This window comes from Neomicrococcus aestuarii (assembly GCF_014201135.1).
Classification (GTDB): Bacteria; Actinomycetota; Actinomycetes; order Actinomycetales; family Micrococcaceae; genus Neomicrococcus; species Neomicrococcus aestuarii.
Window position 1 is genome coordinate 740,880 of record NZ_JACHDR010000001.1, and the last position, 23,178, is coordinate 764,057.

17 protein-coding genes and 1 pseudogene are annotated in these 23,178 nt (G+C 60.3%); 1 reads left to right on the plus strand and 17 read right to left on the minus strand.

What is annotated here, in order from left to right:
* Nucleotides 1-61 precede the first annotated feature (61 nt).
* From HD598_RS03285 to glpK, 4 genes and pseudogenes are all read right to left on the minus strand, one after another.
* A pseudogene (locus tag HD598_RS03285) lies at nt 62-1,206 on the minus strand (IS3 family transposase).
* 445 nt (nt 1,207-1,651) lie between these two features.
* Nucleotides 1,652-2,608, minus strand: a complete 957-nt coding sequence (locus HD598_RS03290) for a DegV family protein (protein WP_311538934.1) — start codon at nt 2,606-2,608, stop codon at nt 1,652-1,654.
* A 155-nt stretch (nt 2,609-2,763) separates the two neighbouring features.
* Nucleotides 2,764-5,250: a leucine--tRNA ligase gene (leuS, locus tag HD598_RS03295; RefSeq protein ID WP_183663792.1), complete on the minus strand. Its 2,487-nt coding sequence runs from the start codon at nt 5,248-5,250 to the stop codon at nt 2,764-2,766.
* A 217-nt stretch (nt 5,251-5,467) separates the two neighbouring features.
* On the minus strand, nt 5,468-6,988 hold the full coding sequence (gene glpK / locus HD598_RS03300; RefSeq protein WP_183663794.1) for a glycerol kinase GlpK: 1,521 nt from the start codon (nt 6,986-6,988) through the stop codon (nt 5,468-5,470).
* A gap of 61 nt (nt 6,989-7,049) precedes the next feature.
* On the opposite strand from glpK, the gene HD598_RS03305 reads away from it, so the two are divergent.
* Complete coding sequence (locus tag HD598_RS03305; protein ID WP_183663796.1) at nt 7,050-7,979, plus strand: alpha/beta fold hydrolase; 930 nt, start codon at nt 7,050-7,052, stop codon at nt 7,977-7,979.
* A 56-nt stretch (nt 7,980-8,035) separates the two neighbouring features.
* Here the strand turns inward: HD598_RS03305 and HD598_RS03310 are convergent, their stop codons facing one another.
* The 13 genes from HD598_RS03310 to pyrR all read right to left on the minus strand — a co-directional run bounded on the left by HD598_RS03310 (nt 8,036) and on the right by pyrR (nt 23,169).
* Nucleotides 8,036-10,105, minus strand: a complete 2,070-nt coding sequence (locus HD598_RS03310; protein WP_311538935.1) for a primosomal protein N' family DNA-binding protein — start codon at nt 10,103-10,105, stop codon at nt 8,036-8,038.
* Nucleotides 10,106-10,107: 2 nt separating this feature from the next.
* The gene (gene metK, locus HD598_RS03315; RefSeq protein WP_183663798.1) at nt 10,108-11,313 is read right to left on the minus strand and encodes a methionine adenosyltransferase; all 1,206 of its coding nucleotides are present in this window, start codon (nt 11,311-11,313) and stop codon (nt 10,108-10,110) included.
* A gap of 94 nt (nt 11,314-11,407) precedes the next feature.
* Entirely contained in the window at nt 11,408-12,697 is a 1,290-nt protein-coding gene (gene coaBC, locus HD598_RS03320; protein ID WP_183663800.1) for a bifunctional phosphopantothenoylcysteine decarboxylase/phosphopantothenate--cysteine ligase CoaBC, read from the minus strand.
* An 18-nt stretch (nt 12,698-12,715) separates the two neighbouring features.
* Nucleotides 12,716-12,997, minus strand: a complete 282-nt coding sequence (gene rpoZ / locus HD598_RS03325; RefSeq protein ID WP_071893543.1) for a DNA-directed RNA polymerase subunit omega — start codon at nt 12,995-12,997, stop codon at nt 12,716-12,718.
* A 67-nt stretch (nt 12,998-13,064) separates the two neighbouring features.
* Complete coding sequence (gene gmk, locus HD598_RS03330; protein ID WP_311538936.1) at nt 13,065-13,691, minus strand: guanylate kinase; 627 nt, start codon at nt 13,689-13,691, stop codon at nt 13,065-13,067.
* 72 nt (nt 13,692-13,763) lie between these two features.
* Nucleotides 13,764-14,147, minus strand: coding sequence for an integration host factor, actinobacterial type (gene mihF, locus HD598_RS03335; RefSeq protein ID WP_221244583.1), 384 nt, complete (start codon nt 14,145-14,147; stop codon nt 13,764-13,766).
* A gap of 138 nt (nt 14,148-14,285) precedes the next feature.
* Nucleotides 14,286-15,203 (minus strand): orotidine-5'-phosphate decarboxylase, encoded by a 918-nt coding sequence (pyrF, locus tag HD598_RS03340; RefSeq protein ID WP_183663802.1) that lies wholly within the window; start codon nt 15,201-15,203, stop codon nt 14,286-14,288.
* Nucleotides 15,200-18,505 carry a carbamoyl-phosphate synthase large subunit gene (gene carB, locus HD598_RS03345; protein WP_183663804.1) on the minus strand — a complete coding sequence of 1,102 codons (3,306 nt, stop codon included), beginning with the start codon at nt 18,503-18,505 and terminating at the stop codon, nt 15,200-15,202. The genes pyrF and carB overlap by 4 nt, the downstream gene beginning before the upstream one ends.
* Nucleotides 18,505-19,698 carry a glutamine-hydrolyzing carbamoyl-phosphate synthase small subunit gene (gene carA, locus HD598_RS03350; RefSeq protein WP_183663807.1) on the minus strand — a complete coding sequence of 398 codons (1,194 nt, stop codon included), beginning with the start codon at nt 19,696-19,698 and terminating at the stop codon, nt 18,505-18,507. The genes carB and carA overlap by 1 nt, the downstream gene beginning before the upstream one ends.
* Nucleotides 19,695-20,177, minus strand: a complete 483-nt coding sequence (locus HD598_RS03355) for a PH-like domain-containing protein (RefSeq protein WP_221244712.1) — start codon at nt 20,175-20,177, stop codon at nt 19,695-19,697. Before HD598_RS03355 ends, carA begins: the two co-directional genes overlap by 4 nt.
* Nucleotides 20,178-20,239: 62 nt before the next feature.
* Nucleotides 20,240-21,577 carry a dihydroorotase gene (locus HD598_RS03360; RefSeq protein ID WP_183663810.1) on the minus strand — a complete coding sequence of 446 codons (1,338 nt, stop codon included), beginning with the start codon at nt 21,575-21,577 and terminating at the stop codon, nt 20,240-20,242.
* 12 nt (nt 21,578-21,589) lie between these two features.
* The gene (locus HD598_RS03365) at nt 21,590-22,558 is read right to left on the minus strand and encodes an aspartate carbamoyltransferase catalytic subunit (RefSeq protein WP_183663812.1); all 969 of its coding nucleotides are present in this window, start codon (nt 22,556-22,558) and stop codon (nt 21,590-21,592) included.
* Nucleotides 22,558-23,169, minus strand: a complete 612-nt coding sequence (gene pyrR, locus HD598_RS03370) for a bifunctional pyr operon transcriptional regulator/uracil phosphoribosyltransferase PyrR (protein WP_183663814.1) — start codon at nt 23,167-23,169, stop codon at nt 22,558-22,560. The genes HD598_RS03365 and pyrR overlap by 1 nt, the downstream gene beginning before the upstream one ends.
* Nucleotides 23,170-23,178 lie beyond the last annotated feature (9 nt).

Sequence of the window (23,178 nt, forward strand, 5' to 3'; positions counted from 1 at the left end):
TTTTACAATCGCTTCAATCGGGACTGCCCCGGGTTTCGTTGACTCTCGGGGTTGATAGTTTTCAGGCCGCTTGAAGGCCGGTTTTGATTGTCTCAAACTCTATCGGCGTGAGACGACCGAGGCTGCGTTGGCGGCGCCGGCGGTGGTAGGTTTTCTCGATTCAGGTCACGATGGCCAGGCGTAGTTCCTGTCGTGAGGTCCAGCGTTGTCGGTCCAGCACGTTCTTTTGCAGCAGGGCAAAGAATGACTCCATGGCGGCGTTGTCGCCGCATGCGCCGACACGGCCCATGGAGCCGGTCCATCCGTGGCTTTTGAGCGTCCTAACGAAGGCAGTGGAGCGGAATTGAGATCCGCGGTCCGAGTGCACCACAGTCCCTTCCGGTGACCTCAGGGCCGCCGCGTTGCGCAGCGCGGAGACCGCCAGAGCCGCTTTCATTTGGGAATCAATGGAATAGCCAACGATCCTGTTCGAATAGACGTCCTTGATCGCGCACAGGTATAGCTTGCCCTCGTCGGTGCGGTGCTCGGTAATGTCTGTGAGCCATAGCCGGTTGGGTGCGGCGGCGGTGAAGTTCCGGCCGACGAGGGCGTCGTGGACTGGTGGGCCTGCTTTACGGTTCAGCCCGCGCTTCTTGGCGAAGACGGACCAGATGCGCTGGCTGCTGCAGAGCCGCTGCACCCGGTTCTCCCCGGCCCTGATGCCCTGGGCTGGCAGTTCATCGGCGATGAACCGGTACCCGAAGGCCGGGTCGTCGCGGTGGATGTCCAGGGCTGCGTTGATCAGGTGCGCATCAGCTCTGTCCCGGTCGGAGACAGGGTTTGCCTTCCATTTGTAGAAGGCCTGCTTGGAGAAGCCAAGCACCCGGCAGGTCACCGCCACGGGGATTCCGTCGGCGGCAAGGTCAAGGACCAGCGGGAAGCTCATTTTGGGGGCAGCTCCCTGGCGAAGAACACCGCGGCCCGGCGCAGGATCTCGTTCTCCTGCTCAAGGAGACGGATCCGCTTCTTTGCCTCCCGCAACTCTGCGGTTTCCTTCTCGGTGACGCCGGGACTGACGCCACCCTCAATGTCGGCTTTCTTCAGCCAGTTATGCAGAGTGGCTTCGGAAATCCCGAAGTCCTTGGCGATCTGCGCCAGAGGGGCTTCATGCTTCCGAGCGACCGCAACGACATCGCGGCGGAACTCGGTGGGGTAGGGCTTGCGCACAGGAACATCCTTCCTGCAAGGACAGAATCCTCACAAGTCAGGAGTCAACCAAACTGGGGGCACTCCCATCCCATGTTCATTAGCGGTTAGGACGCATGAATCGCCTACAGGGCTTACTTCGCCACCGGAAGTGATAGATATCCCTGAAATAGCCATTAGAGAAACGGATAATTTCGATGATCTAGAAAGCTGGAGTTTTTACCGGGGAATTACTGCAGAGGCAATATTCCTTAATACTGCAGAACAACTTTAGACTTTATGAAATTCTGTCTGATCACTATGTGATCTGCCAGGTGCGGCAGGCGATTCCAGTCGGGGGCACCGCTAGTCCAAGTCTCTATTGATGTGGGAAGTTCGACCGGACCCAACCGATTTCGGTCGAAGCACAATGTGTCCTCGTTTAGTTCGAACGACTTATTTCCCGCACTACCGATGTGGGTGATTCCTACCGCTCCGGAGCGCAGCAGATCGCCAACACTCCGGCCCCGGTATGAGCGGCCAGAACAGTGGTCACACTCGTGATGATGACCGGATACTTGGTATGGCTCTCAAGATCCCGGGCGAGTTGTCTCGCGAGCTCTTCGCTGCCAAAGGACTGAACTCCAAAGCGGACCGGCACTTCGCTTCGCTCCGCTTCTTGAATAGCCAGCTCTAAGAGCCGAGCAAAGACCTTCGGCGTAGTTCTCACGCGTTCAAGCACCTGGAGCTTGCCGTCCACAAGGTGCAGAATCGGTTTCACGGACAACAACGATCCGAGGACCGATGCTGCTACCGAGATACGGCCGCCGGCTCGCAATTGGTCTAGAGACGGGACAGCGAAGTCGATAGTTGGCACTGCGGTGGTGCAGAGGGTGCGGATTTTCTGGAAGATCTGCTCGACAGGATCGGCAATCTCCGCAGATGAAGGCTCGAGCTTCTCCCCTACGTCAGACGCAGAATCGGCTCCGTTAGCGGGACCACTGATTTCGGAGGACGACGACGGAACCTGCGCTGCGTCGTCGTCCTCCCTCTCAAGAAATTCCACCGTGTCCATCACCAGGAAGCCCTGAGCGAGTCCAGCGGTACGGGAGTCGATCACCTCGACGGGGATTGGCCCGTCTTGGGCAGCAAGCCGTGCCGCATCCGCCGTTCCGGAGAGCTCCCCCGAAATGTGAATAGAGACGACACCATGGAATCCGCGCTCCGCAAGGGCTGTGTAAACCTCGGAGAACTGACCGGGAGCTGGCCGCGACGTCTTGACGGGCTTCCCGAGCGCCAAGGCCAACGCAAGCTCGCGGTCAATATTCGCAGGATCCTGCGCGTAGATCTGCCCATCGATCATGACGGGCATATGAACAACCGTCAGCACGTCCGCGTGGGCTGACACGAACTCGGGAGGCAGGGAGGAGCCAGAGTCGGTCACGACGGCAATGCGTGGTGACCGACTCTCCTCGGTTGCGTCACTCTCAGAGGCAACAGCGCTCCGAGAGCGACGCAACCGCTCAAGCCAACCCGGCACCCTAGCCCTAGGGTTTCCCTCGTCCATGGTGTGAACTTACGTAGACCTAGTTATCCGGGCTACTTGGTCACAATGTTCACGAGCTTCGGGGCGCGCACAATGATGGTGCGAATCTCCTTGCCCTCAAGCGCACGCTGAATCGTGGCCGACGCCAACGCTGCTTCCTTCAACGCGTCCTCGGTAACATCCGGGGACACCTCAAGACGATCGCGGACCTTGCCCTGAACCTGAACTACGGCGGTGACCGTATCTTCCACCAGCAAGGCTGGATCAACGGTTGGCAAGCCTGCAAGCGTCACGGATGGCTCGTGGCCGAGCTTCTCCCACATGTCCTCCGCGGTGTACGGGGCGACGAGGCTGAGCAGGATCGCAACCGTTTCGGCGGCTTCGCGCACTGCCGGATCGGCCGCGCCAGCACCCGAGTCGATGGTCTTGCGGGTAGCGTTCACCAAGCTCATGATGCGGGCGATCACCACGTTGAACTTGCCAGAATCCAACAGTTCCGTCGCATCAGCCACGGTGCGGTGGGTAACCGAGCGCAACGCACGGTCGCCGGCAGTGAAGTCCACACCAGGTTCGCTAGTGACGTCCTGGGCCACGCGCCAAGCGCGAGCCAAGAACTTCTGGGAACCGGACGGCGAAACGTCTGCCCAGTCCACGTCATCCTCCGGTGGGGAGGCGAACACCATGGTCAGACGAATGGCGTCCACGCCGTACTCGTCGAGCTGCTGACCCAAGTCAACGCCATTGCCGAGCGACTTGGACATCGCCTTACCGCCGTTAAGAACCTGTCCCTGATTCAGCAGCGCCGTGAATGGTTCGTTGAAGTTGATGTGACCCAAATCGTGAAGGGCCTTGGTGATGAAGCGCGAGTACAACAAGTGCAAAATCGCGTGCTCCACGCCGCCGACGTACTGGTCAACGGGCATCCACTTCTTCATTGCCTCTGCATCGAAGGCGGCTTCGGTGTTGTTTGGGGACATGAAGCGCAAGTAGTACCAAGAGGAGTCCACGAACGTGTCCATGGTGTCCGTGTCACGCTTTGCGGCGGCACCACACTTCGGGCACTCCACATTGACCCAGGCTTCGTTGGATGCCAACGGCGACTGACCCTTGGGGGCCAACTGCTCGCCACGCATGTCATCTGGCAAGCGCACAGGCAGCTGATCATCTGGAACCGGAACGGTACCGCAGGTCTCGCAGTGGATGATCGGGATCGGTGCACCCCAGAAGCGCTGGCGGGAGACCAACCAGTCACGCAAGCGGAAGTTCGTGTTCGCGTCACCGGTGCCCTGAGCGCGGACCAGCTCGATCGCCTTAGCGATTCCCTCTTGCTTGGACAAGCCATCCAGCTCGCCCGAGTTCATGAGCTTGCCTTCACCGGAAGTTGCAACTCCGGTCTCGGCTGGATCTTCTTCCCCGGTGTTGACGACGGCACGCACTGGAAGTCCCAGCGCCTTCGCGAAGTCCAAGTCACGCTGGTCGTGAGCAGGGACGGCCATGATGGCGCCCGTACCGTAATCGGCCAGTACGTAATCGGCAGCGTAGACCGGGAGCTTCTCGCCGTTCAAAGGATTGACGGCGTAACGGCCCAAGAAGACTCCGGTCTTCTCACGGTCCGTGGCCAAACGTTCAATATCAGAAAGAGCCTTGACCTGTTCACGGTAAGCGTCCAGCGCTTCACGGTGCTCAGGCGCAACAATCTCAGCTGCGAGCTTGGCATCAGCTGCCACCACGAAGAACGTAGCACCGTACAAGGTGTCTGGGCGCGTCGTGAAGACGGTGACCTTACGCTCACTGGCGGCGTCAGCCTCGAGGGCCTCGATCACGAAATCAACGTGAGCGCCTTCGGAACGGCCAATCCAGTTGCGCTGCATGGCCAGCACGCGCTCAGGCCAGTGGCCCTCGAGCTGCTCCATGTCATCGAGCAGCTGCTGCGCAAACTCGGTGATCTTGAAGTACCACTGGTTCAGTTCCTTCTTCGTGACCAAGGTGCCACAGCGCTCACAAGCGCCGTTGACAACCTGCTCGTTAGCGAGCACGGTCTGGTCCTTAGGGCACCAGTTCACGGGCGAGTTCTGGCGGTACGCCAGTCCGCGGTTATACAGCTCGATGAACAACCATTGGGTCCACCGGTAGTAGCCGGGGTCCGAGGTGTGCAGGCGCCGCGACCAGTCAACGGAGATGCCGTAACGCTTAAAGGAATCGGCCTGCGTATCGATGTTTTTGTAGGTCCACTCGGCAGGGTGAGCGTTGCGCTTGATCGCGGCGTTTTCCGCCGGCAGGCCGAAGGAGTCCCAGCCGATCGGGTGCAGGACGTCGTAGCCCTTTTGGCGCCAGTAACGGGCCACCACATCACCCATGGCAAATGCTTCGGCGTGGCCCATGTGAAGGTCACCCGAGGGGTACGGGAACATATCGAGCACGTAGCGACGCTCCTTGGAGTCGTCGTCGAGGGGCTTGTAGACGTTGAGATCGTCCCAAACCTTCACCCATTTGGACTCGGCCGCTTTGAAATCGTAGGTGCCGGTCTCTTCCGTGCTCACGTGTGACTCCTGAAATCCTGAGAACGACTTCTCGTTCGCTCTAGTGATGGTGATTCATGCTGCGTCAAGCGACGCTCCTACCAAAGAAAAACCCCTGCCTTCCGCGAAGCAGAAAATGCAAGGGCATGCACGCGTCGAAGCGTGCTTTACGGTAGTAGGACGTGTTGATTCACCCTTCAATATTAGGCCGAAGTGTGCTAATTCGCGAAAGCTCGCTCTAGGTGAGCGGATCAAGCCACCCTACGGTGTTGCCCACAGCCCGGTTCCACTGCCCCAAGTACGATTTCCTGGTGTCCTCGTCCATGGAGGGAGTGAAGCGCCGCTCCTCAGACCACAGGCTGCGTAGCGCGTCGAGATCTTCCCAGAATCCCACCGCTAATCCGGCTGCGAAGGCTGCCCCCAGAGATGTGGTTTCCACATTCTGCGGACGGATGACATCAATACCCAGAATGTCCGCTTGGAACTGCATGAGTGCGTTGTTCACGGCCATGCCACCGTCGACACGTAATTCTTTCAGGGCCCCACCGTCAGAGAGCTTCTCAGCGCTCACGCAAGCTACGACGTCGTGCACTTGAAAAGCCGTGCTTTCTATCGCCGCGCGGGCGAGGTGAGCCTTCGTGGCAAACCGCGTCAGTCCTTGAATCGCACCGCGCGCCTCGGGGCGCCAATACGGCGCGTACAAACCAGAGAACGCCGGGACGAAGAAGACGCCGCCGTTATCGGGCACGGATTCCGCTAGGGCCTCCACTTCAGACGACGAGGAAATGATGCCCAGGTTGTCCCGCAACCACTGCACCAGCGAACCGGCCACGGCTACGGATCCCTCCAACCCGTATACGGGGCGCTGCCCCTCCAGCTGGTAGGCAACGGTGGTGAGGAGGCCCTCGGTGGACACCACGGGAGTCTCGCCAGTAACGAAATTGAAAAAGCAGCCCGTGCCGTACGTGTTCTTCGCCGCGCCAGGTTCAAAGACGGCCTGACCAAAGGTGGCCGCCTGCTGATCGCCCAGGATTCCGGTGATCGGGGTGTCCCGCAACAGCTGATCCGCGTGGCACACTCCAAAGTGACCGGACGAGGGCTTGATCTCCGGAAGAACTGACAACGGGATATCGAGTTCGTTGCACAACTCCGCCGACCACGTGCAGCTGTAGATGTCCATGAGCCCCGTGCGGGACGCGTTCGTGACGTCCGTGGCGTGAACTCCGCCATCCGCTCCCCCGGTCATGTTCCAGAGGATCCAAGAATCGATGGTGCCAAAAGCCGCGTGCCCCGCTTCGGCCAACGCCCTAGCTTTCGGAACGTTATCGAGTAGCCACGCCAATTTTGAAACCGAGAAATAGGTGTTCAAGCGCAGTCCGGAAATGTCCTTCATGGCGATGGCGAAACCGTCTGCGGTGTGCTTTTCGACGAAATCCTGGGTGCGGGTGTCTTGCCAGACGATGGCCGGTCCCAGTGCCTGGCCGGTTCGCTTGTCCCACAACACCGTGGTTTCGCGCTGGTTGGTGATTCCCACGGCAGCAATGTGCTGGCGTGTGAGGTTCGCCTTCGCCAGAGCCATTCCCACCACTTCGCGCGTATTGCTCCAGATTTCGGACGCGTCGTGCTCTACCCAGCCGGGTTGAGCGAAGATTTGCCGGTGCTCCGTCTGCCCACTCGAGATGGTTTTACCGGCAACGTCATAGATCACGGCGCGCGTTGAAGTAGTTCCCTGGTCAATTGCCAACATAAAACTGGACATGACCTGAAACTATTCGGCAGAGCGCCGCGAGTCAACGAGTGAAACACCGTAGGCTGATGACGTGCAATCAGATCAGCCGCTCAATGATGACCGTCCGGCCGTGGCGACGACGGTGCGGGTCGAGGAATCAGACGTCCGCGTGTACACCTATCCCGCCACAGTGCAGCATCAGCGGGCCATCGTGGATGAGGTTTCTGGCCATTTCAAAGCCACGAGCGACGGCGTGATCCTAGCGATCCACGGTTTCCGCGGCGATCATCACGGCTTGCGTCGCATCATTAACGCGCTGCCCGAGTACACCTTTGTGGTTCCGGATTTGCCCGGGTTCGGGGAGTCCACCGCTTACTGGGGCACAAAGCACGACGTCGCTGGGTACGGTTTGGTGATTCAGGCACTGAAGAAGGTGCTGGGGATAAGCGACACCGCCATCTTGTTGGGCCACTCCTATGGATCCATTGTCACCTCCGCTTTTATGGCCCAGCATCCGGGATCGTTCCAATCGCTGATCCTGATCAACCCCATTTGCGAGCCGGCGTTGGAAAGCAGCCAGCGCGCACTCAGTTACCTCGCTCAGGGATACTACGGTTTTGCGCGGCTACTCCCCCGCGATCTCGGCGAGAGTTTCATCAAGATGCGCCTCGCCACAGACGTCACTTCCTTTGCGATGACCAAGTCCAAGGACGCCGATATTCGCCGGTACGTTTTCAACCAACACCGCACTTACTTTGGCGGGTTCGCCAGCATCGATGTGCTGCAACAGTCCTACGAGTCCTCCATCAAGGAATCCGTGCGGGACTACGCTACTCGGATCCCGGTGCCCACGCTGTTGATTGTGGGTGAACTCGATGAGCTGGGAAGCGTCCCGAAACAAGAGCACCTGGCGTCGCTGTTTCCTGATGCACGTTTGACGGTGATTCCTCGCGTGGGGCACTTGATTCATTACGAAACGCCGTTTTCCGCTGCTGCCGCGGTACGTGGGTTCCTTCAGTAGCTCGTGTTCTCAAGGCAGGCGCTGGTTTAGCCAACGTCCTGCTGCAAGAATCCCGCTTAGAGCATGCTGGAATCATCAACGCGGACTGAGACCATGGGCCACCGATGCGTGCTCGAGCGCACTTTTCCGTTTTTGAGCTCTCGCGCCACTTGAGCGCCCGCCGCATACGGGAAGAACAAGAGCCAACGGTGTTGCCCTTCTTCCATCCACACGGGACCCAGAGTGGTGACCGTTTCGGGGAGGTTCAATGCGGCTACGAACTGGTCGCTTGCGGTAGCTGGACCCTCGATGACTGCGGAACGGCAGGCCGGTGGCAAATTCACGTCACGACGCTGTTCCAGCTCCCGCCACGCAAAGCCGGCCGCATCCGCGCGCACCATTGCTTGCGTCGGATCCGATTGAGAAGCAGCAATCACTACGAGGCCGCCCTTTGATGCGGGCTTGACCAAAGACGCTGCGGCGAACCACCGGTGCATCACTTCCTCGGCCACGCGTAATCCTTCGCGCATGAGCGATCGGTCCCCGTCCAAGAGCAACGCAGCTTGGTATCCACCCTCGGCTCGCGGTTCCGCGCCAGGGGTGGCGACAACCAGCTGCGGTTGGGAAGAGACCGCAAATTTTGGGTGCGCGCCCGTTGCTGAGACCACGGGAACCTTAGGAAATGCGCGCCCCAGCTCTTCGGCGGTTCGGTCCGCTCCGATGGATCGCGCCCTCAACCGGGTGAACCCACACACCGAACAACTCCACGCATTCGCCACGCGTCCACACCATCCGCAGGAGGGCACGCGCGAGCCGCCCGTAAATGACAGCGGGCCGTGGCAGTGCATGCAGGTCGCGGCCGTGCGGCATCGTTCACACGAGGTGGTGGGGATGAAGCCCGTGCGCGCCACCTGGATCAGCACTGGGCCAGTTTCCAGAGCCTTCTGAGCGGCTTGCCACGCGGCGCGAGGAAGACGGGAAGCGTGCAAGAAGGGATCCTTCTCGCGCTCAAAATCGTCTCCCGTGACTACCACGCGCGGCGAGAATTCTCGGCGTACGTCGCGCGACGGAGCCAGCTCGCGAGCCCACCCGGTGGCGACCAGTCGCTGAGCTTCCGCGCTGCGGCTCGTGGACAGGACCAGCAGAGGGGCCCCTTCCTCGTTGGCTCGCAGCAGGAGCACTTCGCGTGCGTGCTGATAGGGCGCTCGGGGTTCGCTCAAACTCTGGTCGGCGTCTTGCCACAGCACATAGAGTCCCGGCTTCTCGACCGGCGCTAACGCTGCTGAGCGCGTTCCCACCACCACCTGCACGTTGCCGAGAGCGGCACTCAAGAAGTTTCGGTACCGCGGGGTGGGTCCGTCCTCGGCGTTGAGTCGTGCGAAAGGAAGGTCAGCGGCGCTGGATTGCAACGTGGATTCGAGATGCTGGAGGTCGCGTGCATCCGGGACCACCATGACCACACTGCGGCCCGAGCTGACGGAGGCAAGCATCGCTTCCCGTGCCAGTTCTGCCCAGTCCCCTGCGGTTTCCGGCAGCACGGTCGCGACGGCTCGCGGGTTTCCCCCCGCCGCTAATTCGGTCAGGAACTGCTCCCCGCCCTCGTAGTGCCGCCACGGGTTGGTGGTTCCTAGGACGTACGACGACGCAGCTGGGGTTCCTGAGGCACCCTCGGTATCGCTGGGCTCGGCCGTGGCGGCGATAAATTCCTTGTCGACGCTGGCAACGCGCGGAGGAATCGCGGCGCGTAGAACATCGGAGAGCGTTCCTGCATAACGATCGGCAACCGCACGCGCGGCTACCGCGACGAGCGGGTTCAGCACGGGAAGCGCAGTGATGACTTTCAGCAGTGGAATGGGTGAGACGCCGGGCTCGGCCTCATCACGGCGTTCCAGAATGAAGCCGCCCAACTTCTGGGCACCAAACCGCACGCTGACACGAGCGCCGGGGACGGCGTCGTCGTGCAGGGAAAGCGGCACCAGGTAGTCAAAAGGGTGATCCAAGTGCGGAACGGGTTGTTCAAGTACTACGCGCGCGATCGGAAGGACCGGCGCGGGTTCGAGGCTGCTTGGACGTGAGGGTGAGACGGGCTCTGCCGCCACGTCCAAGCCCGGGAGTGACTCCGGTTCCTCGTGATCCGTGGGTGACACGTCTAGACGTTGAAGAACGACCGCAGGTCAGCGGCACGATCCGTGTTTTCCCACGTGAAGTCAGGCTCTTCGCGGCCAAAGTGACCGTGAGCTGCCGTGCGCTGATAGATCGGACGCTTCAGGTTCAGGTCGCGGATGATGGCGAGCGGACGCAGGTCGAACACGCTGCGGATCGCTTCCGGCAAGCGGGAGGGATCCACCTGCTCGGTACCGAAGGTCTCCACGTACAGTCCTACCGGCGCGGCCTGACCAATGGCGTAAGCCACCTGAACTTCTGCACGGCGTGCGAGTCCGGCCTTGACGATGTTCTTGGCAACCCAGCGCATTGCGTAGGCCGCGGACCGGTCCACCTTCGATGGATCCTTGCCGGAGAAGGCGCCGCCACCGTGGCGAGCGAATCCGCCGTAGGTGTCAACGATGATCTTGCGACCGGTCAGACCGGCATCTCCTACAGGGCCACCAATGATAAAGCGGCCTGCGGGGTTAGGAATGATCTTCGCATCCGCGACATCCAGGCCGGAGGCAGTGATGACCGGATCCACCACGTGGTTCTTCAAGTCTTCTTTGAGGCGTTCCAGCTCATAGGTGTCTGCGTGCTGAGCAGAAACCACCACAGCATCGATGCTGACTGGCTTGTCGCCGTCATAGCCAATGGTGACCTGCGTCTTGCCGTCGGGACGCAGCTCCGGCAAGATGCCTTCCTTGCGGACAGCAGTCAGGCGCTCGGAGAGTCGGTGCGCCAAGAAGATTGGCATCGGCATGAGGGACGGCGTCTCATCGCTCGCAAAGCCGAACATGATGCCCTGATCGCCGGCGCCCTGTGCGTCCATGGGATCAACGGACCCGGATTCGCGGACCTCGAGAGAGTTGGTCACGCCATCAGAGATCTCAGCGGACTGCTGGCCGATGGAGATGGAGACGCCGCAGCGTTCGCCATCGAATCCGTTGGCTGAGGAGTCATAGCCGATGCCCAAGATGGTTTCCCGGACAATCTGTGGGATTTCCACGTAGGCGCTCGTCGTCACTTCGCCAGCGACGTGGACGAGTCCAGTGGTGGTCAGGGTTTCGACAGCGACGCGGGCTTCGGGATCTTGAGCGAGCAACGCATCAAGAATTCCATCGCTAATTTGATCGCAAATCTTGTCCGGGTGACCTTCGGTCACGGACTCAGACGTAAACAAGCGCAGGTTTTGCTGTTGGGAAATCACGAACCAATCCTAATAGCTCACGTGACGCACTCATTTTCGGGCGCCAACACGGTGGATAGATCGCGGCTGTGGGTGAAGTGGGCGTGACAGTCGCTTACTTGTCTTGCGAGTCTACCCGTGCTGCAATCGTTTCAAGGAGAACTTCGGCGACTTCAGACTTAGTGCCGGAGAATTCAACGGGAGCTGTTCCGTCAGCGGAAAGAATCGTCACAGAATTGGTGTCCTGACCAAAGACCAGTGACTGTCCCACCTGGTTGACCACCAACATCTCGCAGCCCTTTCGGGCCAACTTGGCGGCGCCATATTCCAGTACAGAACCGGAAGTATCCCCGGTTTCAGCGGCAAAACCCACAATCAATGGGGGCAACGTGGAAAAATCATTCGCATCACGTTCGGCCACCACATCGGCGAGGATGTCAGGGTTGCGTACCAAGTGAATGATGGGGTCCGCGTGATCGTCTTGCTTCTTAATCTTCGAGTCCGCGTACTCGCTGGGACGGAAGTCGGCAACGGCCGCGTTCATGATGAGGACGTCCGCGCCTCGTGCGGCTTCGAACACTGCTTCATGAAGCTCAAGAGCGGTAGACGCCGTGGTCAAAATCACGCCTTCGGGGGCAGGAACATCCATGTGAGCGGCCACAAATCGAACGTCTGCGCCGGCATCGAGTGCAGCCTGAGCAATAGCGACGCCCTGACGACCCGATGAACGGTTACCAAGGAAGCGGACGGGGTCTAGGGGTTCGCGTGTGCCGCCAGCGGAGATGGTGACGATTTTGCCTTCGAACGGGCGAGCTGAAGGTACTTCAGCTTCGGCAGAATTTGAGGACGACGACGCGGCTTGAGTCGTGCGCACATGCGCTTCAAGGACAGCGGTGGTCGCGTCGAAAAGATCGCTGGGCTCGGGGAGCCGACCAGGGCCGGAGTCTTTACCCGTGAGACGGCCGTCGGCCGGGTCAATCACGGTGCAGCCACGCGAGCGAAGAGTTGCCACATTTGCTTGGGTGGCCGGGTGCAACCACATCTCGGTGTGCATCGCCGGCGCAAAGACCACCGGGCAATGAGCGGTCAGAAGGGTCGCGGAAAGAAGATCGTTAGCTTGGCCGGTTGCGGCACGAGCCAGCACATCTGCCGTTGCTGGAGCGATCACCACGAGGTCGGCCTCTTGTCCTAGGCGAACATGGCGAACAGACTCAATGTCCTGGAACACCGACTCGGTGACCGTCCGGCCAGAGAGGGCTTCCCACGTAGCTCTACCCACGAACTCCAAGGAGTTGCGGGTGGGAATGACGTCTACGTCGTGGCCCGCTTCCCGGTATAACCGAAGAAGCGAGGCCACTTTGTATGCGGCGATGCCGCCGCTGACACCGAGGACAATTCGAGCCATGACGTCAGTATCTAATTCTTAGAGTTGTTCAGACTCAGCGTCGGCCACTGGGGCCTTAGGCTTGACATCCAGCATGCCGTCGTTCAATTCGCGCATTGCGATGGACAGTGGCTTCTCGTTGAGCTTGGTGTCTACGAGGGGTCCAACGTACTCGAACAGTCCTTCGTGCAACTGTGAGTAGTACGCGTTGATCTGACGAGCACGCTTCGCAGAGGTGATGACCAAGGCGTACTTGGAATCCGTGCGAGTCAAGAGTTCGTCGATCGGCGGGTTAATGATGCCTTCAAGTTCGTTGGGCACTACGTTTCCATACCTTCTTTAGAGTGTTTCGTGCTGCTATCAATCGCGGCGAGGCCGCTTCAAAAAGCTACTGTGAGTGGTCTTCGTGATCGGTCTTCGGAGTCAGCCCCATCAGGGTCACCAGTTCATCGGCGGCTCGCTTGACGTCGTCATTGATGATCGTGACATCGAATTCCGGCTCGGCAGCGAGTTCTATTCTAGCCGTATCTAGTCGACGCTGCTGTTCTTCGGGGCTTTCCGTGCCGCGCCCAATAAGTCGTCGCACCAATTCGTCCCAGTTGGGAGGCGCCAAGAACACGAACTGAGCCTCCGGCATGGACTCTTTGACTTGTCGCGCACCCTGGAGATCAATCTCAAGGAGGACACGTTTTCCGGACGCCGCAGCGTCGTCAACGGTCTTTCGAATGGTGCCGTACGAGTTCCGTCCGTGCACAACGGCCCACTCCAACATTTCGCCGTTCTCAGCCATACGTGCAAACTCGTCCGAGCTGACGAAGAAGTAGTGAGTTCCGTCTACTTCGCCTGGTCGGGCCTGTCGTGTGGTGGCGGAGACGGACAACCACACTTCAGGGTAGTTGTCACGAATGTAGGTAGAGATGGTTCCTTTGCCCACGGCGGTGGGTCCGGCAAGCACGGTTATCGAGGATCTTTTACCCGTTGAGTTGGTGTTCTCGATGGGTTCTGGGTGACTCACTTCTTCTCCTCGATACGCCCGTACTGAGCTGCGCAGTTCTCCCGCGCAGCTCTTTAGCGAGTCAACAGTACGCTAGCGAGGACGAGAATTCGACTTCGCTGAGTTGTTGAAATAGTCCGTGAGGGCGTTCTTCTGTTTGCGACCCAACCCTCGCAAACGCCGGGATTCTGAAATTCCCAGCTTGTGCATGATGGAGGTAGCACGCACGGCTCCTACGCCCGGAAGCGCTTCCAATAGTTCACCCACACGCAGCCGGGCAATTGCTTCATCATCTGGAACTAGTTCCAGAATCTGAGAAATGGAGAGCTCCCCCGCTGCAAATTCGGTTTTGATGCTGGCCCGACGAGTGCGTGCTTCGAGTGCCTTGGCACGAGCGTTAGCGCGATCCTCATCTGAAAGGTCTTTGAGTACCACTGGCAGCTCCTCAGAATTAATGCCTGGTGACGGATTATTCATGCTGCAACAAAAGTGGGATCTTTCGTCACAGCATGAATTGAACCTAGCGAACAAAAGGCGCCTAATCAACCCATTTTCCGAACGAATTTAGGAAATTGGATATTAAACGAAGTATCGAGGTTCCACCACGGTCATGAATTACTGAGTAAGGCTCGCAATCGTTTCCAGCGCGGACGCCCGAAGCGATTCCACGCTGGGGCCAGCCTTCAAAATTCCACGGCTGCTATTGGCTAATACCAATGGCCACGCCGCACCGAAATCCTGACGCATTGCCACAGGCGTAGCGCCTTGTGCACCCAAGCCTGGGGCGAGCAGAGGAGCATTGGTTCCCGGCAAGTCGATGCCAAGATCACGAGCCACACCTGCCACGGTTGCGCCGACCACCAGTCCTACAGAACCCATCGTCACTGCACCGGATGTGGAGGAGCTGGAGGTTCCGGCACCTGAGCCTTCGGTGTTTGCAGCTCGCTCTGCAGCGCGGCGATTCTCTTCGGCCACGGCTTCAGTGATGCGTCGAGCTACGGAGTCTTGACCGCCAACGTGCTGCAGGCTGGCGCCTTCAGGATTGGAGGTGAGCGCCAGCACAAAGATGCCGCGTCCTGTTTCGGCCGCGAGATCAAGCGCCGGTCGCAAGGACTCAAAACCCAAGTACGGGCTGACCGTGAGCGAATCAGCAGCAAGCGGTGAACCATCAGCAAGCCACGCCTCAGCGTAGGCCTGCATGGTGGATCCAATGTCTCCACGCTTCGCGTCCGCGATCGTCAGAACACCACGTTCGCGAGCTTCGGCCAACACTTCCTCAAGCACCCCGATCCCCCGGGAACCATGGCGCTCAAAAAGCGCCACTTGAGGCTTGATGGTGGCGGCAATATCTGCCGTGGCCTCCAAAACCGCACGAGAGAACGTTCGCAAGCCTGCGGCGTCGTCCGATAATCCCCATTGCGCCAGAAGCGCCGGGTGCGGATCAATACCTACGCAGAGCGGCCCGCGGGTAGCCATGGCGTCCGCGAGTCGCTCACCAAAGCTAGCGCGCTTGACGCCGCTGGTTTCGCTCACGCTTGCGTCCCAGCGAGCATTGCCGCCTGAGAAGCAGCCAAGTTCTTGGCATGCTCTTGAAGGCTGCGAACTTCCCACTCAGTGTTGCGCATGGACTCAATCGCCTGGACGGCGGCAGAGAACTCGGCGACCGTAGTGATAACCGGGGTGCCAACGCTGGTGGCGGCCGCACGGATTTCGTAGCCGTCAATCCGCGAGTCGCCACCCGAAGGGGTGTTCAAGATCATGTCGATCTCGCCGTTGGTGACGAAGTCAACGATGGTCTGAGCACCCGTTCCCTGGTGCACCTTGGCCACCACGGTGGCCTTGATGCCGTTGCGGCGGAGCACCTCAGCGGTGCCACCGGTCGAAACAATCTCAAAGCCCAAGTCGGCAAGTCGCTTGACCGGCATGACCATGGCGCGCTTGTCCCGGTTCGCCACGGAGACGAAGACCTTGCCGGAGGTCGGCAACGGGTTGTTCGCCGCGGCCTGGCTCTTCGCGAAAGCGATGTCAAAGCTCGAGTCAATACCCATGACCTCACCCGTCGAGCGCATTTCTGGGCCCAAGAGGGAGTCAACGGCCTGACCGTCCACGGTGCGGAAGCGAGCGAACGGAAGCACTGCCTCCTTCACGGCCACCGGAGCGTCGGACGGCAAACGGGATCCATCGCCTTGCGCGGGAAGGATGTTTCCGCGCAATTGAGCGATCGTCACGCCGACGCCAATCAGCGCTGCAGCCTTTGCCAGCTGGACACCGGTTGCTTTGGAGACGAACGGCACCGTACGGGACGCGCGGGGGTTTGCCTCGATTACATAGAGAACATCGGAGGCGAGTGCGAACTGAATGTTGATCAGACCGCGGACGCCCACGCCTTCAGCGATGGCGCGCGTTGCGCGGGCTACACGCTCGATGGTGTCTGGCCCAAGGGTGATCGGTGGAAGTGCACAAGCCGAGTCACCGGAGTGAATGCCGGCTTCTTCGATGTGCTCCATCACGCCGCCCACGAAGAGGTCCGTGCCGTCGAAGAGCGCGTCGACGTCGATCTCGATGGCGTCTTCGAGGAAACGGTCCACGAGTACCGGGTGGTCCGGGGTGATCTCGGTGGCATTCTCGATGTAGCGGGAGAGGTTCTCTTCGTCGTAGACGATCTCCATGCCGCGGCCGCCCAAAACGTAGGACGGGCGAACGAGGACCGGGTAGCCGATCTCGTCTGCGATCTTCTTAGCGTCCTGGAAGGACACCGCGGTTCCGTTACGTGGAGAAATGAGGTTTCCGCGCTCGAGCACCTGAGAGAACGCGCCACGGTGTTCGGCCAAGTCGATGGCCTCTGGGCTGGTGCCGAGGATGGTCACTCCAGCGTCAGCAAGAGCCTGTGCGAGCTTCAGCGGAGTCTGACCGCCGAGCTGCACGAACACACCCAGGACGCCACCGGTGGCTTCTTCAGCTGCGATGACCTCAAGGACGTCCTCAAGGGTCAGCGGCTCGAAGTACAAGCGCGTCGAAACGTCGTAGTCCGTGGACACGGTCTCCGGGTTGCAGTTGACCATGACGGTCTCGTAGCCAGCATCGCGAAGTGCCATGGTGGCGTGCACGCAGGAGTAATCGAACTCGATGCCCTGGCCGATACGGTTGGGACCAGAGCCTAAGATGATGACGGACTTGCCTTCGTGGTGGCCCACTTCGGTCTCTTCGTCATAGCTCGAGTAGTGGTACGGCGTGTACGCCTCAAACTCGGCCGCGCAGGTATCCACCGTCTTGAAGACCGGGCGAATACCCAGCGCGTGACGCACTCCGCGAACAACATCTTCGGCGGTGTGGGTCAGGGCGCCGATCTGGGCGTCAGAGAAGCCGTGGCGCTTGGCAAGACGCAACACCTCTGGGGTGAGGTTCTGCGCGGTGCGCACTTCTTCGGCAATTTCGTTGATGAGTACCAGCTGGTCCAAGAACCATGGGTCAATGCCGCTGACCTCGTAGAGTTCCTCAATGCTGGCACCACCCAAAAGGGCGCGCTGCACATTGCGCAAGCGTCCCGTGGTGCCCACGCGAGTGCCGGCAACAAGCTCTGGAATCTCTTCCGGTGCTGGCGCATCGAAGGTGAGCTCGGAGCCCTTTTGCTCGAGCGAGCGCAAGGCCTTCTGCAGAGCTTCGGAGAAGTTGCGGCCCAGAGCCATGGCCTCGCCAACGGACTTCATGGTGGTGGTCAGCGTTGGGTCCGCTGCCGGGAACTTCTCGAACGCGAAACGAGGCACCTTGACCACGACGTAGTCGAGGGTTGGCTCGAAGGACGCAGGCGTCTTCTTGGTGATGTCGTTCGGGATCTCGTCCAGCGTGTAACCCAAGGACAGCTTGGTGGCGATCTTGGCAATGGCGAAGCCGGTTGCCTTGGAAGCCAGCGCGGAGGAACGGGACACACGTGGGTTCATTTCGATGACCACGACGCGTCCGGTGGACGGCTCGATGGCGAACTGGATGTTGCAACCACCGGTGTCCACGCCCACTTCGCGGATGACCGCGATAGCGATGTCTCGCAGGTTCTGGTATTCGCGGTCCGTCAGCGTCATGGCCGGTGCCACGGTGATGGAGTCACCGGTGTGAACGCCTACGGGGTCGAAGTTTTCGATAGAACAGACAACCACCACGTTGTCGTTCTTATCGCGCATCATTTCGAGCTCGTACTCTTTCCAGCCCAGGATGGATTCTTCGAGGAGGACCTCGGAGGTGGGGCTGTACTGGATACCTGCGCCGGCGATGCGGTGCAGGTCAGCTTCGTTGTAGGCCATGCCAGAGCCGAGGCCGCCCATGGTGAAGGACGGGCGAACCACCAGCGGGTAGCCGAGGTCGGCGGCGGCCACGAGGGCCTCTTCCATGGAGTGGACAATGTGGCTGCGCGCGCTTTCGGCGCCGCAACGTTCCACAACGCCCTTGAACTTCTCGCGGTCTTCGCCGAGCTCGATAGCGGCGATGTTCGCGCCGATGAGTTCCACGCCGTACTTCTCCAAAGCACCGGACTTGTCCAGAGCAATGGCCGTATTCAGTGCCGTCTGGCCACCGAGGGTTGGAAGGATCGCATCCGGGCGCTCCTTGGCGATGATCTTCTCCACCACTTCAGGGGTGATCGGCTCAACGTAGGTGGCGTCAGCAAGTTCCGGGTCCGTCATGATGGTGGCGGGGTTGGAGTTCACGAGGATGACACGGATGCCTTCCTCCTTGAGAACGCGCAGCGCCTGAGTTCCGGAGTAATCAAATTCGGCGGCCTGACCAATAACAATCGGTCCAGAGCCAATCACCAAAACTGACTTCAAATCATTGCGCTTTGGCATTAGTTCTTGTCCTCCTGCTGGCCAGCAACGTTCGTGGCTTCGTGATGCGCGCGCATCGTGTCTACAAATCGATCAAAAAGGTAAGCGGCATCGTGTGGTCCCGCGGCGGCTTCCGGGTGGTACTGCACGGAGAACGCCGGGATGTCGAGGCACTTCAGGCCCTCCACCACGTTGTCATTCAGGGAGGTGTGGCTCACCTGGACGCGACCGAATTCGGCCAGCGGCGCGGTGGTGGGCTCCCCCACCGGCGCATCCACGGCGAAGCCATGGTTCTGCGCGGTGATTTCCACCTTGCCGGTGGTGTGGTCTATGACGGGCTGGTTGATACCGCGGTGACCGAACTTGAGCTTGTACGTTCCGTATCCCAGCGCGCGGCCGAGGATCTGGTTGCCGAAGCAGATACCGAAGAACGGGAGATCCTTGCGAAGAACATCGCGCAAGAGCTCTACCTGTGCGTCAGCGGTGCCCGGGTCACCGGGTCCGTTGGACATGAAGACACCGTCTGGGTTGACGGCTTCGATGTCGGCGAGTGTCGAGTTTGCAGGCAGTACGTGGACTTCCACGCCGCGCTCGGCGAAACGCTGCGGTGTCATTCCCTTGATACCCAGATCTAGGGCGGCGATACGGAAGATTGGCTCGCCTTCCCATCCGTGCTCTGAAGGTACGACGACGTAGCTTGCGTCAGCGCTAACCTCTTCAGCCAGGCGGGCACCGGCCATGGAGGGCTGGTTCTTGACTTCGGTGAGAAGCTCGGCTTCCGGGCGCTGTGCAGCCTCGCCGGAGAAAATGCCGGCCTTCATGGCTCCGCGATCGCGCAAGTGGCGCGTGAGAGCACGGGTGTCGACGCCCTGGATGCCCACGATGTCCTGAGCTGCAAGGAGATCGTTCAGGGAGCCCTCGGAGCGCCAGTTGGAGGGGCGGCGCGCTGCATCGCGCACCACGTATCCGGCAACCCAGATCTTGCGGGATTCGTTGTCCGTCTCATTGACGCCGGTGTTGCCGATGTGTGGAGCCGTCTGGACCACAATCTGGCGTGCGTAAGACGGATCCGTCAGGGTTTCCTGGTAGCCCGTCATACCCGTGTTGAACACGGCTTCGCCAAGGGTGGTTCCGGTGGATCCGTAGGTCTGTCCGCGGAAGATGCGGCCGTCCTCCAACACCAAAACTGCTGGTTGCAAGGTGGCGGTACTCATGCCGACTTCCTCTCGTTGTGTGCGGTGTGCGGCGCGATGGATTCGATCGCCGCGAAAAGTTCTGATTGCTGCTGGTGGTAACGGGCCCGGAAACCGGTATCGACGTTGGACTCAGCGGAATCCTGAATGCCCTCGTGGGCACCAATGTTCCACTCGATCACGATCAAGCCCTCTTTTTCAACAAATTTTCCGGCCATGCCCGATTCGAGACGAACGCCACGCAAGGAACCTGCCGGAATGAACACCGGCGCTGCACCGTCGCGGTTCAACAGCACGCCTTCAGAATGAACTGAAAGCTCGGCGTTCGTCCGGATTCCCAAGCCGTGCACGGCAATACGATCCAGATAATCGTGAGCGGTCGTCGTCGTAATGTACGTTCCCTGCCCCGAAACGAGCGGTTCGCTCAACGTGGCCGGGACAGCCGGCGGAACGGGGACGTCCGCTTGGCGCTTGAGGCGGTTACGCCAGCCCAACGCCATGAGGCCCAAGACCACCACAATGATCGCGAGGGTGATCAGAATGGCTGGAAGGTAATCGGTGTTCACGCAGATGCCCCTTCGATTGCGGAGGCCGGGTGCGGATCATTCAGCGAGCCGTTGAGCACGGTGGGGTGACCGTGGAAGAAAACGTGGCGGACGGAGCCGTGAACTTCCATGTCGCGGAACGGCGAGTTGCGGCCCTTCGTGGCCATCGCCTCCGGATTCACGGTCCAGGCAGCTTCCGCATCAACGAAGGTGAGGTTTGCCGGTTCGCCCACGGCTACCGGGCGGCCCTGATTCGTCAGGCGTCCAATGTCAGCGGGCTTCTGCGACATGATCTCCGCGACACGATCCCAACCAATCAAGCCAGTCTTGACGAGAGTCTCATTCACAATTGCGAACGCAGTCTCGAGGCCCGTCATGCCCATAGCTGCTTGCGCCCATTCGCAGTCCTTGGACTCGCTCGGGTGTGGCGCGTGATCGGTACCGATGATGTCGATGGTGCCGTCAGCGACGGCGGCACGCAAAGCCTGGACGTCCTTGTCAGCGCGCAAGGGTGGATTCACCTTGTACACCGGGTTGAACGTGCGGACCAGCTCATCCGTGAGGAGCAAGTGGTGCGGGGTGACTTCAGCGGTCACGTTGACGCCGCGGGACTTGGCCCAGCGGATGATCTCAACGCTACCGGCGGTGGACACGTGGCAGACATGCAAACGCGAATCCACGTGCTCGGCGAGCAAGACGTCCCGAGCGATGATGGCCTCTTCAGCAACCGCCGGCCAGCCGGCCAAACCGAGATCGGCACTCACAGTGCCCTCGTTCATTTGAGCGCCCTCAGTCAGGCGGGGCTCTTGAGCGTGCTGAGCGACGACGCCATCGAAGGCCTTCACGTACTCGAGCGCGCGGCGCATCAGCACGGGATCGAAAACGCAGATTCCATCGTCGGAGAAGACACGGACCTGTGCACGAGAATCGGCCATAGCGCCCATCTCGCTCAAGCGCTCGCCCTTGAGGCCCACAGTCACGGCGCCTACCGGGCGAACATCCACCCAGCCGCTGCGCTTGCCCAAGCTCCAGACCTGCTCCACCACTCCGGCGGTGTCGGCTACCGGCAAGGAGTTCGCCATGGCGTGAACGGCGGTGAAGCCACCCAGCGCAGCCGCGCGGGTACCGGTTTCGACGGTCTCTGCGTCTTCGCGTCCTGGTTCACGCAAGTGAGTGTGCAGATCGACGAACGCCGGAAGCGCCACGAGTCCGCTGGCGTCCACGGTGGTGGCGTTCGCGGCGTCTTGATGCTGAGAAGCTTCGGCGCCGAGCGCCACAATGGTGCCGTGTGAAATCAGGATGTCCAGAGTCTCTCCGCCCAGAACGGAGGCACCGGTTACAAGATAAGTGGTCATGTGGTTCACCCTTTACGATTCGTCGAGCTCGCCGCTGAGCAAGAGGTAGAGAACAGCCATACGCACGGAGACGCCGTTCGTGACTTGCTGCAGGACTTTGGATTGCGCGCTATCCGCTGCAGCTGAAGAAATTTCCAGACCCCGGTTCATGGGACCCGGGTGAAGAATGATGGACTCCTGGTCCGTGGCATTCATGAAATGTTCGAAGCGGTCATCCGTCAAGCCCCAGCGGCGCGAGTATTCGCGCTCATTCGGGAAGAATGCGGCGTTCATGCGCTCAGCCTGAACGCGCAACATCATGACGGCGTTGGGTTGTTCGGCCAGAGCTTCATCCAGATCGAACTTGATGTCGCACGGCCAGTTGGCGCCCACCGGAACAAGCGTGGGAGGAGCCACGAGGGTGACCTTAGCGCCAAGAGTGGTGAGCAGCCAGACGTTGGAGCGCGCCACACGGGAATGGAGAATGTCGCCCACGATGGTCACATGCATGCCCTCGAGAGCGGCGCCGGTAGAAGGACCGCCGGCAACCGGGGACCAGTGACGTCGCAAGGTGAAAGCGTCCAAGAGTGCCTGGGTTGGGTGCTCATGAGTTCCGTCGCCCGCGTTGACCACGGCGCCGGAGATCCAGTCCGTTGCGGCCAAGCGTGCTGGTGCACCGGAGGCCGAGTGGCGAATCACCACAGCGTCAGCTCCCATGGCTTCGAGCGTCTGAGCCGTGTCCTTGAGGCTCTCGCCCTTCGAGACGGAGGAACCCTTGGCGGCGAAGTTGATGACGTCTGCGCTGAGTCGCTTAGCGGCGGCTTCAAAGGAGATGCGCGTACGCGTGGAGTCTTCAAAGAAGAGGTTCACTACGGTGCGACCGCGCAAGGCCGGAAGCTTCTTCACTTCGCGTTGGGATACCGCCGCCATTTCTTCGGCGACATCCAAAATGTTGATGGCTTGCTCGCGCGTGAGGTCCTTCGTGGACAACAAGTGCTTCACTACTTCTCCCCTGCGCTCAAGATCACTACTTCGTTGACGCCCACGCCGTCGATTTCATCCGTCTCCTCCAGATGAACTTTGACGCGTTCGGACTGCGCCGTAGGGAGGTTTTTGCCAACGTGGTCGGCGCGAATGGGGAGTTCGCGGTGTCCGCGATCCACCAAAACGGCCAAGCGCACTACGCGTGGCCTGCCCAAGTCCACCATGGCGTCGAGTGCAGCGCGGATGGTGCGCCCCGAGAAGAGCACGTCGTCGACGAGGACTACGTTCTTTCCGTCAATGCCTTGAACAGGAAGCTTGGTGGGGGCTGGTGTGCGTGATTTGCTACGGCGAAGATCGTCCCGGTACATGGTGACATCGAGTTGACCCACGAGGGAATCTGCATCTACGCCGGTTTCGGCGGCAATGTTGCGGGCGATGCGCTGAGCGAGCGGGAAACCGCGCCGAGGGATACCGAGGATCACAAGATCATCGACGCCTTTATTGGCTTCAATGATTTCGTATGAAATTCTCTTGAGAACGCGCTCAATATCTGAGCCGTTGAGTACTACTCGTTCACTGCGCGGCGAGGGTGCACCCGAATCTGTCGATTCGGAAAGGTGTTCCGACATGCCGACTCC

Coding starts and splice junctions, on each gene's coding strand:
- glpK (WP_183663794.1), bottom strand. CDS start 6,988: ATGTCCAGTTTTATGTTGGCAATTGACCAGGGAACTACTTCAACGCGC.
- carA (WP_183663807.1), bottom strand. CDS start 19,698: ATGAGTACCGCCACCTTGCAACCAGCAGTTTTGGTGTTGGAGGACGGC.
- carB (WP_183663804.1), bottom strand. CDS start 18,505: ATGCCAAAGCGCAATGATTTGAAGTCAGTTTTGGTGATTGGCTCTGGA.
- mihF (WP_221244583.1), bottom strand. CDS start 14,147: ATGAATAATCCGTCACCAGGCATTAATTCTGAGGAGCTGCCAGTGGTA.
- coaBC (WP_183663800.1), bottom strand. CDS start 12,697: ATGGCTCGAATTGTCCTCGGTGTCAGCGGCGGCATCGCCGCATACAAA.
- HD598_RS03355 (WP_221244712.1), bottom strand. CDS start 20,177: ATGGCGTTGGGCTGGCGTAACCGCCTCAAGCGCCAAGCGGACGTCCCC.
- pyrR (WP_183663814.1), bottom strand. CDS start 23,169: ATGTCGGAACACCTTTCCGAATCGACAGATTCGGGTGCACCCTCGCCG.
- HD598_RS03360 (WP_183663810.1), bottom strand. CDS start 21,577: ATGACCACTTATCTTGTAACCGGTGCCTCCGTTCTGGGCGGAGAGACT.